Annotated in this window: 19 protein-coding genes and 2 pseudogenes; 8 read left to right on the forward strand and 13 right to left on the reverse strand. The window is 41.4% G+C overall.

Annotated features, from left to right (window positions below):
- Positions 1 to 342 precede the first annotated feature (342 nt).
- Positions 343 to 822, forward strand: a complete 480-nt coding sequence (locus NST24_RS17605; protein WP_024718764.1) for a hypothetical protein — start codon at positions 343 to 345, stop codon at positions 820 to 822.
- Between the two features lie 13 nt (positions 823 to 835).
- Here the strand turns inward: NST24_RS17605 and NST24_RS17610 are convergent, their stop codons facing one another.
- The 6 genes from NST24_RS17610 to NST24_RS17635 form a co-directional block, all read right to left on the reverse strand.
- Positions 836 to 1,033: a hypothetical protein gene (locus NST24_RS17610; RefSeq protein WP_034647437.1), complete on the reverse strand. Its 198-nt coding sequence runs from the start codon at positions 1,031 to 1,033 to the stop codon at positions 836 to 838.
- 130 nt (positions 1,034 to 1,163) lie between these two features.
- Positions 1,164 to 2,306, reverse strand: coding sequence for an acyl-CoA dehydrogenase (locus NST24_RS17615; protein WP_045033918.1), 1,143 nt, complete (start codon positions 2,304 to 2,306; stop codon positions 1,164 to 1,166).
- 16 nt (positions 2,307 to 2,322) lie between these two features.
- A complete protein-coding gene (locus NST24_RS17620) occupies positions 2,323 to 3,435 on the reverse strand; it encodes an acyl-CoA dehydrogenase family protein (RefSeq protein WP_041091401.1) in 1,113 nt (370 codons plus the stop codon).
- An 11-nt stretch (positions 3,436 to 3,446) separates the two neighbouring features.
- Positions 3,447 to 4,310 (reverse strand): 3-hydroxybutyryl-CoA dehydrogenase, encoded by an 864-nt coding sequence (locus tag NST24_RS17625; RefSeq protein WP_007497692.1) that lies wholly within the window; start codon positions 4,308 to 4,310, stop codon positions 3,447 to 3,449.
- A 19-nt stretch (positions 4,311 to 4,329) separates the two neighbouring features.
- Positions 4,330 to 5,505, reverse strand: a complete 1,176-nt coding sequence (locus tag NST24_RS17630) for an acetyl-CoA C-acetyltransferase (RefSeq protein WP_342462060.1) — start codon at positions 5,503 to 5,505, stop codon at positions 4,330 to 4,332.
- Positions 5,506 to 5,608: 103 nt separating this feature from the next.
- On the reverse strand, positions 5,609 to 7,720 hold the full coding sequence (locus NST24_RS17635; RefSeq protein ID WP_024718768.1) for a heterodisulfide reductase-related iron-sulfur binding cluster: 2,112 nt from the start codon (positions 7,718 to 7,720) through the stop codon (positions 5,609 to 5,611).
- A 143-nt stretch (positions 7,721 to 7,863) separates the two neighbouring features.
- Here NST24_RS17635 and cls point away from each other — a divergent pair, with 143 nt between their 5' ends.
- The 3 genes from cls (at position 7,864) to NST24_RS17650 (ending at position 10,363) form a co-directional block, all read left to right on the forward strand.
- Positions 7,864 to 9,060, forward strand: coding sequence for a cardiolipin synthase (gene cls, locus NST24_RS17640; protein WP_342462061.1), 1,197 nt, complete (start codon positions 7,864 to 7,866; stop codon positions 9,058 to 9,060).
- A gap of 12 nt (positions 9,061 to 9,072) precedes the next feature.
- Positions 9,073 to 10,035, forward strand: a complete 963-nt coding sequence (uvsE, locus tag NST24_RS17645; protein ID WP_113746895.1) for a UV DNA damage repair endonuclease UvsE — start codon at positions 9,073 to 9,075, stop codon at positions 10,033 to 10,035.
- A 73-nt stretch (positions 10,036 to 10,108) separates the two neighbouring features.
- Complete coding sequence (locus NST24_RS17650; RefSeq protein ID WP_008343494.1) at positions 10,109 to 10,363, forward strand: hypothetical protein; 255 nt, start codon at positions 10,109 to 10,111, stop codon at positions 10,361 to 10,363.
- A gap of 31 nt (positions 10,364 to 10,394) precedes the next feature.
- Here the strand turns inward: NST24_RS17650 and NST24_RS17655 are convergent, their stop codons facing one another.
- The 3 genes from NST24_RS17655 to NST24_RS17665 form a co-directional block, all read right to left on the reverse strand.
- Positions 10,395 to 11,393, reverse strand: coding sequence for a S66 peptidase family protein (locus tag NST24_RS17655; RefSeq protein ID WP_342462062.1), 999 nt, complete (start codon positions 11,391 to 11,393; stop codon positions 10,395 to 10,397).
- Positions 11,394 to 11,464: 71 nt separating this feature from the next.
- Complete coding sequence (locus NST24_RS17660) at positions 11,465 to 11,707, reverse strand: hypothetical protein (protein ID WP_113766896.1); 243 nt, start codon at positions 11,705 to 11,707, stop codon at positions 11,465 to 11,467.
- A gap of 125 nt (positions 11,708 to 11,832) precedes the next feature.
- On the reverse strand, positions 11,833 to 12,051 hold the full coding sequence (locus tag NST24_RS17665) for a hypothetical protein (protein WP_342462642.1): 219 nt from the start codon (positions 12,049 to 12,051) through the stop codon (positions 11,833 to 11,835).
- Between the two features lie 205 nt (positions 12,052 to 12,256).
- Between NST24_RS17665 and NST24_RS17670 the strand changes: the two genes are divergently transcribed.
- From NST24_RS17670 to NST24_RS17685, 4 genes are all read left to right on the forward strand, one after another.
- Positions 12,257 to 13,423: a Rap family tetratricopeptide repeat protein gene (locus tag NST24_RS17670; RefSeq protein ID WP_113766894.1), complete on the forward strand. Its 1,167-nt coding sequence runs from the start codon at positions 12,257 to 12,259 to the stop codon at positions 13,421 to 13,423.
- Positions 13,410 to 13,559 (forward strand): hypothetical protein, encoded by a 150-nt coding sequence (locus NST24_RS17675; protein WP_157957371.1) that lies wholly within the window; start codon positions 13,410 to 13,412, stop codon positions 13,557 to 13,559. Before NST24_RS17670 ends, NST24_RS17675 begins: the two co-directional genes overlap by 14 nt.
- A 188-nt stretch (positions 13,560 to 13,747) precedes the next feature.
- Positions 13,748 to 14,350, forward strand: coding sequence for a hypothetical protein (locus NST24_RS17680; protein ID WP_113766893.1), 603 nt, complete (start codon positions 13,748 to 13,750; stop codon positions 14,348 to 14,350).
- 305 nt (positions 14,351 to 14,655) lie between these two features.
- Positions 14,656 to 14,799 carry a hypothetical protein gene (locus tag NST24_RS17685; RefSeq protein ID WP_157957370.1) on the forward strand — a complete coding sequence of 48 codons (144 nt, stop codon included), beginning with the start codon at positions 14,656 to 14,658 and terminating at the stop codon, positions 14,797 to 14,799.
- 78 nt (positions 14,800 to 14,877) lie between these two features.
- Here NST24_RS17685 and NST24_RS17690 read toward each other — a convergent pair.
- The 4 genes and pseudogenes from NST24_RS17690 to NST24_RS17705 all read right to left on the reverse strand — a co-directional run.
- A pseudogene (locus NST24_RS17690) lies at positions 14,878 to 15,452 on the reverse strand (transposase); the annotation flags it as partial.
- 166 nt (positions 15,453 to 15,618) lie between these two features.
- Positions 15,619 to 15,768: pseudogene (locus NST24_RS17695) on the reverse strand (IS3 family transposase); the annotation flags it as partial.
- A gap of 19 nt (positions 15,769 to 15,787) precedes the next feature.
- The gene (locus tag NST24_RS17700) at positions 15,788 to 15,931 is read right to left on the reverse strand and encodes a hypothetical protein (protein ID WP_157957369.1); all 144 of its coding nucleotides are present in this window, start codon (positions 15,929 to 15,931) and stop codon (positions 15,788 to 15,790) included.
- 196 nt (positions 15,932 to 16,127) lie between these two features.
- A complete protein-coding gene (locus NST24_RS17705; protein ID WP_041091393.1) occupies positions 16,128 to 17,843 on the reverse strand; it encodes an ABC transporter ATP-binding protein in 1,716 nt (571 codons plus the stop codon).
- Positions 17,844 to 17,910 lie beyond the last annotated feature (67 nt).

Raw genomic sequence — 17,910 nt, forward strand, 5'->3', positions numbered from 1 at the left:
TGTATCCATTTATCAGTGAAATAATAAGTATTTATACCTTATTCTTACGACAAACCATACCTCTCATTATAAACAAATTAGGGGAGTTTATGCCACCTTTATTGATGTTAATTTTTGATTTTTTCACAAGAGGAGCCTCTAGCGGTCAATCATTTGTGCCGAATTGGCACAATTCATGTGTGAAGCACATATTTTGCATGCTTTTTTGTCTTCTCTTTTGATGAATACAAAGCCATTTACTCTTCTTAAAAAAGGGAAATTATTCCTTCACAAAATGTTCACTTACGACGAATTGAAACAGAAATCTATAATAAATAGACTAATTTTGAGAGGTTGATCGAATTGCCAATGACAAAAAAAGAAGATATACAATTTGGTGTCTTGATGTGTTTTTGTATGTTTTCAGTGATGTTCTTTTATAACCTATTTCTAAATGGACGGCTTGGACATATGACATGGTTAGAAGGTGTACTCACCTATGTGATCGGTTTTGCTATCACGTTGTTGATTGAGATGTGTATTGTTGGGCCTTCAGCAAAAAAAGCAGCCAACCGTTTTGCCCCAAAAGGCAAGAAAATCTATTTTATTCTCACTCTTTCTATCTTTATCGTGTTTGGGATGGTGTGTCTCATGTCTTTATGCGGATATGTCGTTCAAAGCATCAGCACAGGATTTCAAACACAATCGATTCTATCTGATTACTTAACGATTTTCGGTCATAATGTCATGTTGGCGTTCCCTTTGCAAATGTTGATTATGGGACCGCTTGTCCGTTTTGTTTTTTTCAAATGGGTGAAATTAAAACAGACAGCAGCGGTTTAGTCGAATGGATATGTTACAGCTGGATATTCTGAATGAGTGAAAAAACCAAAGGTACGGTGAATAAAGTGCCCGCAGACACGAGTACAATGAGTTTTCTGCGGCTGTTTTCTTTTTCTTCCTTCCTTTTTGGAGACTTTGAAAGCTCTGTGGAGACCATAATCCATATGATCATCGTGACGATTCCTAAAATGCCAATAAATGTTGTGTTCATCATGATAACCTCCATTTTGGTTCTTTTCCCAATTTTACCATAGTGATCAGGTGATATGAGATCATATTGAAGAGATTTCACATTTCACACAAAAACAGACCACCTCATATCAGGTGGTCTTTCTTGGTTTCTACATATCTAGCAGTTTCCGTGAGATGACCAGCCGCTGGATTTCTTGTGTACCTTCATAGATTTGAGTGATTTTCGCATCACGCATGTATCGTTCGACTGGGTAATCCTTTGTATAGCCATATCCGCCGAAGATTTGTACGGCTTCTGTCGTCACCTTCATGGCTGTATCACCGGCAAAGAGCTTGGACATAGCTGATTCTTTCCCATACGGAAGCCCTTTCGTTTCAAGCCATGCTGCCTGATAGGTGAGCAGTCTTGAGGCCTCAATTGCCGTTGCCATATCCGCTAACTTAAAAGCAATGCCTTGCTGCTGAATAATTGGTTTACCAAATTGTTTACGCTCCTTTGCATAATTGACTGCTGCATCCAGAGCACCTTGAGCAATACCAACAGCTTGTGCGGCAATACCGTTTCTGCCGCCGTCAAGAGTCATCATCGCTATCTTAAAACCTTCGCCTTCTTGACCAAGCCGGTTCCTTTCGGGTATACGACAGTCTTCAAAGATGATTTCTGTCGTTGGCGATGAGCGGATGCCCAGTTTGCTTTCTTTTTTGCCGATTGAGAAGCCTTGCGTCTCTTTTTCTACAATAAAAGCGGTTGTATTGCGCGATGAAGCATCCTGGTCAGTAACAGCAAACACAATATAATAATCCGCAATGCCTCCATTGGTAATAAAAATCTTTGCCCCGTTCAAGACGTATTCATCCCCTGCTTTTACTGCTGTTGTTTTCATTCCGCCGGCATCTGAACCCGAGCCGCTCTCGGTCAGTGCGTATGCGCCGATCTTCTGTCCTTCTGCAAGCGGCTTTAAATACGTCTCCTTTTGCTCATCTGTTCCGAATGTATAGATTGGCCATGAGGCGAGTGATGTGTGAGCAGATAGGGTGACGCCTGTTGAGGCGCACACTCGTGAGAGCTCTTCAACCGCTATGACATAGGCCAAATAATCACTACCAATCCCCCCATTTTCTTCTGGCCAAGGGATTCCCGTTAAACCAAGCTCCGCCATTTGACGAAAAATAGCGGGATCATACGATTCTGTTTCATCTCGCTCTGCTGCTGTTGGCTCCACTTCATTTTTCGCAAAGTCTCTCACCATTTTTTGTATCATTTCGTGTTCGTCACTTAATTGGAACTGCATCATGAGCCACCTCACTTCATATTAGCTGTTTACAAATAACCAGCCTTTGTATTTCACTTGTTCCTTCATAAATCTCACAAATTTTCGCATCACGAAAGTACCGCTCTGCTCGGTATTGCTTCGTGTAACCGGCTAGACCAAGCAAATGGATGACTTCAGTACTAATATCAACCGCTGTTTTAGATGCAAATAACTTCGCCATCGACGCTTCCTTCGTGACAGGGCGATTGGCCTCTTTATAAGAAGCCGCTTGATAGACAAGAAGTTTTGCCGCTTCCAGCTTGGTGCCCAGATCGCCCAACCGAATGGTCGTTTCAAGGCCAGCTGGATGCTGCTTTAAATACGTGACTGCCTCAGCTAATGCGGCTTCTGCAATACCAAGGCTTTGAGCCGCAATGCCAATTCTCCCCGCATTTAAGCTAGACATGGCAATCCGAAAGCCTTCTCCTTCTGCGCCGAGCAGCTGTTTTTTTGGAATTCGAACACCGTCAAAATGAAGTGTGACTGTTTTTGATCCATGCAGGCCCATTTTCTTCTCATCTTTTCCGATCGTAAATCCTGGTGTCCCCTTCTCCACAATGAACGCTGATATATTTTTCTTAGCAGAAGCAGGGTCTGTCACCGCAAATACAAGATAGACTTCCGCTTCACCGCCGCTTGTGATAAAAATTTTCGTTCCATTTAACACATAGTGATCGTCTGCCCGCTCTGCTTTCAACTGAATACTAGAGGCATCTGATCCTGCCTTCGGTTCAGTTAGACAAAAGGCGCCCAGCTTCTGCCCGGACGCAAGCTTGGGAACGTAGGATTCTTTTTGTTCAGTCGTTCCAAACGCCAAAATCGGCATTGTCACAACGGATGTATGAACGGATACAATGACACCGATGGTTGCACTTACTTTGGAAAATTCATGAATCGCCATGATATAGGTTGTGAAATCTGCCCCTAATCCGTGATACTTATCTGGGATCGGAATGCCTAAAAAGCCTTGCCGACCCATTTCAGCTAAAAGCGTTTTCGGGAACACGCCCTGTTCCATCGCTTCTATTTCAGGGAATACATGCTGGCGTGCAAATTCTGCTACTCGTTTTCTCCAAAGACGTTGTTTTTCTGTCAGCAACACATCCATCTTGACTCCCCCTATGAGTGGTCGTGGTAAGTGTAAAAACCTCTCTTTGTCTTTTTGCCCAGCCAGCCTGCGTTCACGTATTTTTTCAAAAGAGGACAAGGTCGATATTTGCTATCTCCAAGACCCTCGTGAAGGGTATTCATAATAAATAAACAAGTATCGAGCCCGATGAGGTCGGCGAGACGAAGCGGGCCCATTGGATGGTTCATTCCAAGCGTCATGATGCCGTCAATACTTTCTACATCTGCCACGCCTTCATAAAGGGTATAAATGGCTTCATTGATCATCGGCATCAAAATGCGATTTGACACAAACCCAGGGAAGTCTTCCACTTCAATTGGCGTTTTGTCTAATGTCTTCGCGGTGTCAAAAACAAATTGGTACGTGGCATCATCCGTTTGTAGCGCACGGATTACTTCCACAAGTTTCATCACGGGAACTGGATTCATAAAATGCATGCCAATCACTTTCTCAGGCCGTTTCGTCACGGCTGCTAATTCTGTGATCGACAAGGAAGACGTATTTGTCGCAAATATCGTGTCATCAGGTGCAAATTGATCGAGGGTTTCAAAGATTTGTTTTTTGATCTTCATTTGTTCAGATGCGGCTTCAATCACTAAATGCGTCTGCTGTACATCCTTTAAATCTGTTGAAACAGCCAATCGCTGTGTAATATCACGGACTGCCTGATGTGCCAGCTTTCCTTTTTCTGCTCGTTTCGTCAGTTGTTTGGTCATAGAGGAAATGGCTCGATGAATCTGCTCCTCTTCCGTATCATGGAGCAGGACGGTATAACCTGACTGTGCAAATACTTGGGCAATACCCGAGCCCATTTGCCCAGCCCCAACGACCATGACGGTCTCTTCTATACTCATGACAATGAACGCCTCCCTTTTAATCCACCTTGATCATGATCGCATCACCTTGACCCCCGCCGCTGCAAATTGCCGCAATGCCGATCCCGCCGCCTCTTTGTTTGAGTGCATGGATCAAGGTCAATATAATACGTGTTCCGCTTGCTCCAATCGGGTGACCAATCGCGACTGCCCCTCCGTTCACATTCATTTTCCGCCGATCCAGTCCAAGAATTTTTTCGCATGCCAATGCAACCGCTGAAAAAGCCTCATTGATTTCAAACAAATCGATATCCTCTACTCGCTTCCCTGTTTTCTTTAACACTTTTTCGATGGCATAGGCTGGTGTTTTCGGAAAATCCTTTGCCTCTACTGCTACTTGCGCATGCCCAAGCACAACTGCCAGAGGTTTTTCACCTTGCTGCATGGCATATGTGTCTTTCATTAATAGAAGCGCACTTGCACCATCATTGACACCAGGTGCATTGCCAGCAGTGATCGTACCTGCCTGATCGAAAACGGGCATCAGTTTTGACAAACGTTCATATGACGTATCACGCCGCGGGGCTTCATCTTCTGAAATCAGCTGATCTCCTTTTTTATTCTTGACGGTAACGGGGATGATCTCATTTTTAAAAAAGCCGCTTTTTTGCGCCTCAATGGCTCGTTCATGACTTCTTAACGCCCAAAGGTCTTGTTCTTCTCGTGTAATGCCAAGCTCTTTCGCCGCCATGCTTCCATACTCACCCATATGAACACCTGTAAACGAACAGGTTAATCCATCTAAAATCATGGCATCTTGTACTGCACCATCTCCCATTTTGTAACCCCATCGTGCTTTTTTCAGAAGATAAGGAGCATGAGACATGGATTCCATGCCGCCTGCCACGATCACATTGGCATCTCCCGCTCGAATGATTTGATCGGCTGTCGTGACACTGCGCATTCCTGAAGCACAGACTTTGTTGATGGTTTGCGTCGGAACCGACCAAGGGAGATCTGCATGTCTAGCTGCCTGCCTTGAAGGAATTTGACCTTGTCCTCCTTGAAGGACACTGCCCATGATGACTTCATCCACTTCATGAACATTTGAGGCTCTTTCCAGCGCAGCTTTTATCGTCATCCCGCCTAATTCTGCAGCAGTCAAACGACTTAAAGTTCCACCTAGTTTTCCAAATGGTGTTCTCGCCCCAGATACAATGACCGTCGTGCTCATTTCTTTCCCCTCCTATTTGTTACCGCTTACATAAATGCTAGACAGTTCATAAAATATCGGTGTCCACTGGCCGATGAACAGTCGATCCATCGGCCTGACACCTTTATGAAGCCTGCGTTCTCGTTTCGCCAAACACTGATTTTTCAAGAAGTTCTGCGACATCAAATGTGCCGACCTGCTCTTCTACTTCCTTCGCTTTCGTCCCATCCCCAAGCATGGTTAAACAATATGGGCACCCTGAGCTGATGATGGACGGCTGTACCTGTAAGGCCTGCTCCGTCCTCGCTGTGTTAATTCGAGTACCTGTCTCTTCTTCCATCCACATTAAGCCACCGCCGGCACCACAGCACATCCCCGATTCACGATTCCGTTCCATTTCTTTCAGTGTCACACCAGGAATGGCTTTTAAAATATCTCTTGGCGGATCATAGACCTCGTTATATCTGCCTAGGTAGCAAGAATCGTGGAAAGTAATGACTTCGTTCACTTCATGAATAGGCGTTAATTTCCCCTCTTTTACTAGCTCTGCCAGTAATTCTGTATGATGATACACCTCTGCCTCAAGTCCAAAGTCTGGGTATTCGTTTTTAAATAAATTGTAAGCATGCGGATCGATCGTGACGATTTTGGTTACGTCATTTTTTTGAAATTCTTCGATGTTTTTTGCAGCAAGCTCTTGGAACAAAAATTCATTCCCAAGTCTTCTCGGTGTATCACCTGAGTTTTTCTCTTTATTGCCTAGGATGGCAAAAGAAACCCCTGCTTCATTGAGCAGTTTTGCAAAGGCAAGAGCAATCTTTTGGCTTCTATTGTCATATGCACCCATCGATCCAACCCAGAATAAATAGTCGAAGGTCTGATCTGCTTTTTTCAGTTCTTTCACTGTCGGTACGTGCACATCTTCTCTTAGATCACGCCAGTTTTCTCTTTCTTTTCGATTCAATCCCCATGGGTTCCCTTGTCGCTCGATGCTTGTCATCGCACGCTGTGCATCTGCATCCATTTTTCCTTCTGTCAGCACTAAATATCTGCGCATATCAATGATTTTGTCGACGTGTTCGTTCATGACAGGACACTGATCTTCACAGTTTCGGCATGTCGTGCATGCCCAGATTTCTTCTTCTGTAATGACCTCACCAATGAGAGAAGGATGGTACATCGCGCTCGCCGCAGATTCTTCCGCTCCAGCTCCCCTTGCCTGTAATGCCAGCTGATTTCCTGTCGTCTGTTTGAAAGCAAGCTGCGGAACCCACGGTGTCTTTGAAGTAATGGCAGCCCCTTTATTTGTTAAATGATCTCTTAATCGTAAAATCAAATCCATTGGAGACAGCATTTTCCCCGTCCCTGTCGCCGGACACATATTCGTACAGCGCCCACATTCCACACAAGCGTAAAGATCAATCAGCTGAGATTGACGAAAATCTTCAATTTTCCCAACGCCGAACGTTTCTTGTGTCTCATCTTCAAAATCAATTTTTTGCAGTTTGCCTGGCGGGTCCAATCTGCTGACAAATACGTTGACCGGGCCAGCGATGAGATGGGCGTGCTTAGACTGCGGGACGTACACTAAGAACGTCAGTAAAATGAGAAGATGCACCCACCATGCGACATAGAACACAATTGTTGCCGCAAGTGGTGACAGCCAGCCCAGCAAGAAAGCAATGCCGGAAGCAATTGGCTCAGTTGCTGATAGTGAGTGCCCATGCCAAATGATGTTCATTCCGTTTCCCAGTAATACGGTCAGCATCAATCCGCCAATAAACAAAAGGACAAGCCCTGACTTAAAGCCCCTTTTTAAACGGACTAACTTCTCGACATATCTTCTATGGAACGCCCAAACCACCGCCACTAAAATGAGAAGTGTGACTACCTCTTGGAAGAACGTAAAGACACCGTAAAGCGGACCTAATGGTAGCCCGCTGTCTGGAACAAGTCCCTTCATAATAAAATCAAGGGCTCCGAACTGCACTAAAATAAATCCATAGAAAAACAGCACATGAATGATGCCGCTCTTCTTGTCCTTCAGCAGTTTCTTTTGCCCAAACACATTCACCCAAACACGTTCTAAGCGTTTTTTCATGTCTTTCTGAAATTCTTCTTTTTTGCCAAGACGAATATACGCGGCTCGTGTTCGAATAAGATAAATAAACAAATACACAGCGTAAGCGGTCACTGCCGCAAATGCAATCAAGTTAACAATTAAAAGGCTATTCATCTTGCTCCCCCTTTCATTCCCCAAGACCCACTTTGTTCCGTTTCCATGTTGTACCTCTATCATAAATAATGAATGAGTATTCAGTCAATATTTTTTGCCCATTTGGGTACACTATCGTCATATGTAAAAAAGGAGGAACCTTCATGATCGCATGGATCATTCTACTCGTCGTCTTCGTCATTGTTCTACTCGTCAGGCTAGATCTTTATATAGGGAGAAAATATTTTTCTACCCATGCTTTTGAACGGTCTTTTGACCAAACAAGCGGCGATGCAGTTTTTTATCATGATGGCGAACCACTGTTTGATCAGCTGCTTACGGATATACAGCAAGCCTCTTCTTCTATTCATATGATGTTCTTTATTGTAAAGAACGACAAGATTGGGCAAAGGATTCTGCAAGCACTTAAAACGAAAGCAGAGCAAGGTGTTTCGGTTTTTTTGCTCACTGATCGGTTAGGCTCCTATCCATTTGATCAAACATCCATTCAGATGCTCGAAAAAAGCGGCATTCAATTTTACTTTTTAAACAAACCACGTTTTCCTTTTTTCATTTATCGCTTGAACATGAGAAATCACCGGAAGATCACGGTGATCGATGGGAAGATCGGCTACATTGGCGGGTTTAATATCGGCGATGAATATGTAGGGAAAAACGGCAGGTTTGGCATTTGGAAAGACTATCACCTGCGCATGACAGGACAGGTTGTCGCAGACCTCCAGCACGTGTTTCTGAATGATTTGTACCGGTCATCTGGTATTCACCAGCTGCAATACGAGGTTTTTCCTACACTGGAACCGGGAACATTACAGTGCACTACACGTGCGACGGCAGGTTTTTCTTTAGAAGCCTTATTTCTTCACGATATTCAACAGGCGAAAAAGCAAATCACCATCTGCACGCCCTATTTTATTCCATCTACTCCTCTTCTAAGCGCCCTTCTTGACGCACGGAAGCGAGGCGTGACTGTCGACATCATCATCCCAATGAAGGCAGATCACCCGCTTGTGAAAGAAGCTGGATTTCATTATTTGAAAGATCTGATCGCTGCTGGATGTCTTGTGTATCGTTTTTATAAAGGGTTTTATCATGCGAAAGCCATTCTCATCGATCATAGCCGTTGTATGATCAGTACAGCGAACTTTGATAAACGAAGTTTGTTTTTCAACGAAGAAGTGGATGTGGCTATTGATGATCCCGCCTTCACCGCACATGTAGAGGAAAAGATTCGTGAACACATGGAAGTGTCAGAACTGATGACTGAAGAAAAATACAAACAACGCCCACTTCTCACGCGTCCAATTGAGTGGATAGGCGCCCTGTTCTCGTATTTTTTATAAAGGAGTTGACCTATGCGTTATCGATTTGGTTATGTATCCAACGCCGTCACTTTATGGGAAGCTTCACCTGCCAAGTCGCTGACCTTTGCAAGATACAGTAAGCTCTCAAAGGAAGAGAGGACAGAGGCTCTATTGCGAACGACGAAAGCCAACCTCGTCAATACATTAAGAACGCTTTATTTTGCGATTGCCCATGATATTCCGCTTTACCGTTTTTCAAGCTCGATTGTCCCGCTCGCCACCCATCCTGAGGTGCGGTGGGACTTTGTGACACCCTTTCACAAAGAATTTCTAGAGATTGGTCAACTCGTAAAGCGGCACGGATTACGAGTGAGCTTTCACCCCAATCAATTTACTTTGTTCACAAGTCCAAAACCATCCATTACAGAAAACGCCGTCATTGATATGACCTATCATTATGAAATGCTTGAGGCCATGAAGCTTGAAAAGGAAGGCTATATGAACATTCATGTCGGAGGTGCATATGGCGACAAGGCATCTGCTTTACAGCGTTTTGATGAAAATATAAAGCAGCTTCCTGCACATATCAAGGCGAGAATGACGCTTGAAAATGATGACAAAACTTATACGTCATTAGAAACGCTTGATGTTTGTGAAAAGCATGGCATCCCGTTTGTATTTGATTACCACCATCACATGGCAAACAAAGATGATGATGCGGCACTTGATGACATTTTGCCAAGAGTGTTTGACACGTGGGCAAATACTGGCATACCGCCTAAAATCCACTTATCCTCACCAAAATCAGAAAAGGCGATACGAAGCCATGCGGATGGAGTGGAGATGTCCTTTGTATTGCCACTTTTTCAAGCTTTAAAGCCGTATGGTCGTGATGTAGATTTTATGATTGAGGCAAAGAAAAAGGATCAGGCCTTGCTCCGTCTTGTTGAGGAGCTGTCAGCGATCAGAGGCAATCGGCGGACGGGCGGGGGCACCATTGAGTGGAAATCGTAGAGAAAGGTTTACCTCTATCACAACGGGGGTAACAAAGCTATTGTGAGAAAGTATTTAACAGGAGGATATGAAGATGTCACAAATCTATTCAATCCGAATTGCTGCGAAAGCATTGAATTTACATAAGCTTATTTCTCTATACGAAAAGTGCCAACACGCTCAGCATCGTTTATATGTATATTCTAAAAAAACAATGTGCAACATTAAGAACATCGTAGAGCTAGAAACCTTTAGGCTTACTCATTTAGAATCAGACTATTTAATCGTGGTAGAAGGAAAAGAGGCACAAGACCTTCTTCAGCCGTTTGAAAAAGAGAATGCTTCATAAAGAAAGGCAGCCTTAGGGCTGCTCTCTTTTTCTATATCCATGCTTCTGTCAGCCAAACCTCGCGTGACGTTGCATTCATTTTTACTTGTGTACCGATTGGCATCGTGAGCATCGGATGCGTATGGGCACTGTCAAATTCCGCGATGAGCGGCCTCTTTGTATCTCCCAGTACTTCAAGTAAAAGATCGTGCGGCCTTTTGCCCGTTCCTTCATCATCAAACAGCTCATGTTTCCCTAAGAGGATACCAGATACCCGTTCAAACACACCATTTATCTTTAACAGAGAGAAGTTCTTTTCGACGGTGGAGGCGGTTTTCGTACAATCTTCAATGAGAAGGATATCGCCGTTTTGGATTTGAGGCATGAATTCACTTCCCCATATGCCATACATGGCATTTAGGTTCCCGCCGATCAGTCTGCCTTCTGCCTGCCCTTCAATAACGCATATCCAATCGTTTGGACGTTTTTCTTTTTCTCGTATTTTCTCTTCCCAATTGATCCGTTCGTCCGTCCAAAAGGGCGGTTTTTTCACCTGATATGGGATGGGCTGCGGATGAATGAGAATGTCCTCGAAAGATTGATATGTATCATTGACAAATGGTTCAAACTCTCCAAAAGACGGCACAAGTGCAGGCCCGTAAAAAACAGGCAGACCCGTTTTTTCATAAGCCGCTAAAAGAATCGCCGTCGCATCTGAATAACCAATCATGATTTTCGGATGCTTCTTCAGCAGCTCAAAATCAAGATAAGGCAGCAAACTATTTGAGTTCGTCCCCCCAATCATCGACATGATACAGGACAAATCTTCTCTCGCCATCAGCTCATTCAGCTCAGCTGCTCGTTCTTGAATCGTTCCCGAACGATAGTGATCCTCTTTCCCTGTTAATGATCCTGGTACCACAATGAATCCTTTTTGTTCAAGCCATTCCTTCGCCCGCTCATACCTAAGAGGCGAGGTGGCAGATGCTGGACTTGAGGGAGAATAAATACCTATTTTATCGCCCTTCTGTAAATGCCGAAGCCCCTTCATTCCATCAGATCCTTCCTACACGAGTTTTTACTATCCTAGCAAAAAAAGCCCTTTTTCAAAAGGGCTCAGATTTAATATAAGAGCTTAAACAGCCCAAACAATATGACAGCAAAACTGATGGCCAGCATCGCAAATATCTTATTTCTGCTCAGAGAACTACCTATGATGTTCACTCCAGTATTGATGCCAAACAAAATCATTCCCACATAAAAAAAGACTGGATTGAGTCCAGCGGGAATGATTAAGATAAATAAGCCAACGAGCGTCACATAGTGAATGCTTTTGATCATGACTGTTTTTGAAGTTTCACTCAAGCCATCCTCTCCTTTTGAATCCAATTGCCTTATAGTATATCAACATTCCATTTAAATGGAAAAGAAGATTTTATCCTATCAAAAAGAGCCCAGCTTAATAACTGGACTCATTCAATCACTTCTCTTCAATGACCAAACTGCGCTTCGTGCAGTCTGCTGTATACACCGCCCATTTGAATTAAATCTTGGTGACGGCCTTGTTCTTCAATGCCTTCCTCTGTCACGACGATGATTCGGTCTGCATGTTTAATTGTCGCAAGGCGGTGATGAGCAATATTGACCTTGGAGGACAAACAGGTCACAAGGCGTGTCAAAATATAGCTGATAGATCCATCGACTGACATAATTTTACAGGAAATAAGCTTCGCTTTGCAAAATATGCAGCATGTCTTATGTGATAAGAATCGCTCATTTTCCTCTTAAAGTAGGCTTGATTTTGCGGTATACCGAAAATTTACATATAGAGCGCATCTGTTCGATTTTAGAATAGTTAGACATGTTAAAATATTGTATAAAATGGTTTTATAGGAATTTGAAGGGGGAGTATATATGGGTGCTTCTATCACTTATGACGAAGTGGCGATCAAACTGAATGAATGGTATTCAGCCATCAAAAAAGATCAAATAACTGATGCAGAATTTTTAAAAGCAGATGTTAAACGACTCTTTGACAGTATGGAAAAAAATCAAACCGTATTATTATATTTTACTCTGCTGGAGTTTCGACATGACTTAATGCTAAGTTACCTCAAACCTAAGTTGTCTAGCCGTGAGTTAGATGAATATATGGTTCAGATCAATGAGCAGAAACATAAGGTTGATCAATCACTTCATGAAGACAAAGATCAAATTGAAAAGATGTTAGATTTTTATTTTTGGTTTTTTAAAGGAATGCACGAATTTAGAAAAAAACAATTTGACGAGGCGATCAGTTCTTATAAATCTGCTGAAAAAGTTCTCCTGGATATTGAAGACCCTACTGAAAAGGCTGAATTTTACTACAAGTTATCAGAAGTGTACTACCACATAGATCAGTATCAAATTTCTGTCATGTATGCACATCAAGCATTGAGTCTATTTACAGAGCAACCATTAATGCAAGAAAAAATGGCCTGGTGCTATTCAGTCATCGCCGGAAATTATCTATCCAAACTACAATACGCTGATGCACTTACTTACTTTAAAAAATCCCATTCTTATGCACAGCAGACGAAAAACGAATACCTTATATCCTCTACGATCTTTAACTTAGGCAAGTGTTATTTCCACTTAGAAAAATATCCAGAAGCCTTGTTCCATTTTGATACTTCTTGTGAACTTTTTGAAAAGAATGAAACATCACATGTTCCAAAATCCTATTTTAACAAGCTGTATACTCTATTGAAATTAGGACAGGTTGTTCCAGCAGCCGAAACATTTGAGAAAGGGGTATCCGCAGCCCAACAACTGAATGACATAATTTATGAAACACAAATGAAATTTTTATATTGCCTTTATGTTCAATCTAACACATCAAATACAGTCACAGAGTTAAAACATTGGCTCGATACACTACAAAGCAAAAATCTTTACGAAGATGTGTATCAACTAGCTTTTGAAGCAGCACGATATTATAATAGAAGTGGGCAGTTGGAAATTGCTGTCGTTTTTTATGAAAGAGCACTTGAAGCAAAGTCATTAATTCAAGGAGGGGAATTGTTATATGTTGAAGAGTAAAATTTTTGTTCCCATCATGCTTGTAACTGTAGCATTAGCATTACCAATTTTTCATTCTGCTGCTGTCTCACATGAAATGGCTGACAAAGTGATTACATCAAGTGTAGGTGGTAAAGAAGCTGGAAATCAAATATAAGATCAATGAAAAGACTATGTGAAAATGGGTATCACATAGTCTTTAGATTCGATTTAGCAACTTGTTCTTCTCCTTAAAATCCCCTTAAAATTACCTAATTATATACAAAAATACCAAAAATTTGTTTATGATATAAAGGTAAGACTCTTACAAGCTGCTTTGAAAAAACTATAAAGGGGAATGAACAGTTGAAAAAAATTCTGATTTTATCTTTGATGTGTTTTTTGTTAATTCCAAGTTTTGCTTCAGCAAAATCAACGTCATCTGTAGACCAAGAAAAGGGATATCCTACTGCTAAAGAAATTGCAGATATAAATGAAGCCCTTGATGAATTGGTCGTTGAAGCAAATAAAAAACTCGAAACTGACCAAACTGAAATTTCTCTTAAAAGAGAAATTGGTAAAACTAATGAAACAGTATCATTGTTTTTCAAAAGTGAAAATGTTTATGATGTATCTTCAAGTAAAAGTAAGTATCCTTCAGGTAAAAAAATTTATAAAGCGTATGTAAAAAATACTGCTGGATTTCATTTTCAACACAGACTAGCTGGTGAATTTCAATTTAAAGGCGGAAAAGTCACTGGAGCAACAAAAGATGTTAATTTGACAGGAGCTATGTATAGTGAATCTCACAATACTTGGATAGATAAACTTGATCCTAGTGTTTGGGTTGTACAAAGTCATGGTACATTTAGAGCTTTTAAATTTCTTTTTGAATACAATACTTATCTAACTGTTAAATTATTAGGCAGCGGGGATTACAGAATAGAAAGAGCAACTATAGGTTTCTAAAGAAGAAAGTTGAGGTTGAGCATTTTATGCTCAACCTTCTTGTTTAAAAATCTAAAATCTTTAATTGGAGGGAGAATATATGGTAGTAGTAACATCACCCTTTATTTTTACTTTTTTTATAGTATTAATAATAGTATTAATTATTAATCTTATATCTTGGAAATATCTATCAAAAAGAAACGTCAATAAAAAGGAATGGAAATTGTTAGCGCTGTTAGTAGTAATTCAAAGTGTTGTAATAACAACAGTGTTGAAGTGGTTTTAAATCAAGGACATCAACAACATATTGAAAAGGTGATGATCTTATGTTGACTGTTTCTTATTTTGCTGTTTATATGCAAAAACGTAAGAATAATAAGGAAAAAGAGATGGGATATAAAATTGTTTTTCTCGTCGTTTTCTTTTTACTGTGTGTGCCAATTGTCAATATGGTCATCACTGGACAATAAAGAACAGGCTGAAGAGCCTGTTCAGATTGTAGAGAAACTCATGTTTTTCTACAATCTTTTTTATTTTCAACGTAATGATGATGGATGAAAGCGTCTATGTATGATGACACCAAAAATACGACAATCGGATAAACCTTTACAGATTGCCGTTGTCAAATAACTTGAATCAAGGGCAACCGCTTCTTCTAATTCATTGATATAGCTCTGGGTATCTTGTTCAATCGTTTTTCTCGTATATTTATGTTTATTGGCATTGGCTTTAAGATGAGTTGAATCATTAAAAAGGACGCGGCCTCCTACCATGTCATGATTGATGGCTTGGAGCACAATTTCATCGAAAATATCATGAAAAATCGTTGTATCTTTAAACCGAGTACTACGATTCCAACTAATGGTGGAGTGATGAGGAACGGGGTCATTGAGTTCAAACCTAAAAACCATCTATACGTCATGTTATAGTAAATTTCTTTTTCTAGTTGTCTTTCAGAACCGATACTGTACAGGTATCCAATAAACATCATTTTAAACAAAATAAGTGGATCAAGAGAAGGACGACCTTTATTCAAACTATAATATGGTTTGACTTTGTCTATGATAAATGAAAAATCAATGTATTGATCAATTTCACGAAGCAGGTGATCCTCTTCGACCAGTTGAACTAGTAATACAAATTCGGCTTCGTGCTAAGAAGAATTTCTAGTATGGAACATGAGAAAAAACACCTTCCTTTGGTCTTGCCCCTGTCAAGTAGACAAATATAAAAAAGTCTAAGCTGCCAGTGTGTGACGGTATTCTACCGGAGCACACTGGTTTATCGTGATTATAGAATTGGATGTAATCTTCTATGCTTTTATGAAGCTCTTTTTCCGTTTGACAGGAAGAAAAGTACGCGTTCTCTGTTTTGAGATGAGAGAAAAATGACTCGATATAGGCATTATCTAGGCAGATTCCTCTTCTTGAATAACTACCCTTCACGGTATTTTCTGACTCAACTTTTTAGCTGAGTGGAACCTCGGAGACCTAATTCTTCAAAAAATGAGTGATAGCTTCTATTTCCTTCTTCATAAATTTCGATAGCTTTCATCTTAAATTCTTTCGAATAGTGTTGAAAATGTTGTCCTTTTTTCTTCATAAAAAATCCCCTCCAAGTATAGTGTAGCAGCCAAGCTAATTTCTTGGGCTTTTTACACTGTCTACTTAGAGGGGATAACACCACCTTTAGTGGGCTTTTCTCTATTATAAAATGAAGAGATGGAAACTTTAAGGGAAAAATAAAGCTGTCGAGATTTTCTCGACAGCCTGAGCCCTTTATCAAAAGGGCTTTTTCTTTAATGACCAAACTGCGCTTCATGCAGTCTGCTATAAACACCGCCCATTTGGATTAAGTCTTGATGGCGGCCTTGTTCTTCAATGCCTTCCTCTGTCACGACGATGATTCGGTCTGCATGTTTAATTGTCGCAAGGCGGTGAGCAATGACGAGTGTCGTCCGACCGACTGCCAGTTCGCTTAGTGCGTCTTGGATCGCTTTTTCTGTTTCTGTATCAAGCGCTGACGTCGCTTCATCCAAAATAAGAATAGACGGGTTTTTCAAAAACATCCGTGCAATTGACAGGCGTTGTTTTTGACCGCCGGATAGCTTAACGCCGCGTTCACCAATGACCGTATTCAACCCTTCTGGAAAACGCTGAACGAGCTCCTCTAAATGAGCACGTCGCACCGCCTCCCAAATGTCTGCATCACTCGCTTCTAGGTTGCCGTACGCAATGTTTTCACGAATGGTGCCTGAGAATAAAAAGACATCCTGCTGCACAATGCCAATCTGCTGTCTTAAAGAGGACAAGGTCATCGATTTTGTGCTCACACCATCAATGGTGATGTCTCCTTCGTCCACATCATAAAAACGAGGCAGCAGACTGCAAATGGTCGATTTCCCCGCTCCTGATGGCCCGACAAACGCAACAGTTTCCCCTTGTTTGATCTTTAAGTTGATATCCTTCAATACATGACTGTGCTCATCGTAGCCAAATGTCACGTTTCGATACTCAATTTCACCTTTCAAGCCGTAAATATCACGTGCTCCTTCTGTATCCTTCACATCTGGCTCTGTTTCAAGCAAATCGACATAGCTTTTAAAACCGGCAATGCCTTTTGGATACATTTCAATCACCGTGTTGATCTTATCAATGGGTCTGAATAACACATTTGTGATCAAGACAAAGGCGATAAATCCGCCTGCCGTTAATTGACCTTGAAGAACAAACCATGTACCTGCCAGAAGGACAAACAGCGTCACAAGCCTTGTGAGAATATAGCTGATTGATCCGTTAACCGACATAATTTTATAGGAAAGAAGTTTCGCTTTTCGAAAGCGGTTGTTATTTTCAGCAAAACGCTTTTTCTCAAAATGTTCATTTGCAAAGGCTTGAACAAGACGAATACCACCAATGTTGTTTTCAACCCTTGCATGAAAATCTCCAATGTCATTGTTGAGTTGTGTAATCGCCTGTGTCATTTTTTTATTAAAATGAAGGGCTAACCAGATGATGACTGGCATAATCAAGAAGGTTAAAATGGCAAGCTGCCAATTAATCATGAGCATGACGGCAAAGGCGCCAAGAATGGTCATAATCGCAATAAACAAATCCTCAGGTCCGTGATGAGCCACCTCACCAATGTACATGAGGTCATTTGTCATTCGAGACATAAGCTTACCCGTTTTGTTGTTATCAAAGAACTTAAATGAGAGACGCTGAAAATGATCAAATAGCTTTTTTCTCATATCGGTCTCAATGTTAATACCAAGCATGTGCCCCCAATACGACACGATAAATTGCATCACTGAGCTGAGTGCGTAAATGACAAACAGCGCAAGTGCGGTCCAGGCAATGACCGTCCAGTTCCCTGTTGGTAATAATGTATCAATGAAGTAGTTCACGATCAGCGGGAAACCTAGTTCCATGAGTCCGACGGCCACAGCACAAAAGAAATCTAAAAAGAACAGACCACGATAGGGCCTGTAATAGGCAAAAAAGCGTTTTAGCATATGTAAAAGAACCTCACTTCCTCTATAATTGATAATCATTTTCAATTATAGAGGAATCATTATCGAA

The organism is Bacillus sp. FSL R5-0286 (genome assembly GCF_038593245.1).
GTDB lineage: Bacteria > Bacillota > Bacilli > Bacillales > Bacillaceae > Bacillus > Bacillus altitudinis.

Excerpts from the sequence above, each read along its gene's own strand:
- uvsE (WP_113746895.1), top strand. The coding sequence starts at position 9,073 with ATGCGTTATCGATTTGGTTATGTATCCAACGCCGTCACTTTATGGGAA.
- NST24_RS17685 (WP_157957370.1), top strand. The coding sequence starts at position 14,656 with ATGTTGACTGTTTCTTATTTTGCTGTTTATATGCAAAAACGTAAGAAT.
- NST24_RS17655 (WP_342462062.1), bottom strand. The coding sequence starts at position 11,393 with ATGAAGGGGCTTCGGCATTTACAGAAGGGCGATAAAATAGGTATTTAT.
- NST24_RS17620 (WP_041091401.1), bottom strand. The coding sequence starts at position 3,435 with ATGGATGTGTTGCTGACAGAAAAACAACGTCTTTGGAGAAAACGAGTA.
- NST24_RS17675 (WP_157957371.1), top strand. The coding sequence starts at position 13,410 with ATGTTGAAGAGTAAAATTTTTGTTCCCATCATGCTTGTAACTGTAGCA.
- NST24_RS17700 (WP_157957369.1), bottom strand. The coding sequence starts at position 15,931 with ATGAAGAAAAAAGGACAACATTTTCAACACTATTCGAAAGAATTTAAG.
- NST24_RS17665 (WP_342462642.1), bottom strand. The coding sequence starts at position 12,051 with ATGTCAGTCGATGGATCTATCAGCTATATTTTGACACGCCTTGTGACC.
- NST24_RS17650 (WP_008343494.1), top strand. The coding sequence starts at position 10,109 with ATGTCACAAATCTATTCAATCCGAATTGCTGCGAAAGCATTGAATTTA.
- NST24_RS17625 (WP_007497692.1), bottom strand. The coding sequence starts at position 4,310 with ATGAGTATAGAAGAGACCGTCATGGTCGTTGGGGCTGGGCAAATGGGC.
- NST24_RS17705 (WP_041091393.1), bottom strand. The coding sequence starts at position 17,843 with ATGCTAAAACGCTTTTTTGCCTATTACAGGCCCTATCGTGGTCTGTTC.
- NST24_RS17670 (WP_113766894.1), top strand. The coding sequence starts at position 12,257 with ATGGGTGCTTCTATCACTTATGACGAAGTGGCGATCAAACTGAATGAA.
- NST24_RS17630 (WP_342462060.1), bottom strand. The coding sequence starts at position 5,505 with ATGAGCACGACGGTCATTGTATCTGGGGCGAGAACACCATTTGGAAAA.
- NST24_RS17615 (WP_045033918.1), bottom strand. The coding sequence starts at position 2,306 with ATGCAGTTCCAATTAAGTGACGAACACGAAATGATACAAAAAATGGTG.
- cls (WP_342462061.1), top strand. The coding sequence starts at position 7,864 with ATGATCGCATGGATCATTCTACTCGTCGTCTTCGTCATTGTTCTACTC.
- NST24_RS17610 (WP_034647437.1), bottom strand. The coding sequence starts at position 1,033 with ATGAACACAACATTTATTGGCATTTTAGGAATCGTCACGATGATCATA.
- NST24_RS17635 (WP_024718768.1), bottom strand. The coding sequence starts at position 7,720 with ATGAATAGCCTTTTAATTGTTAACTTGATTGCATTTGCGGCAGTGACC.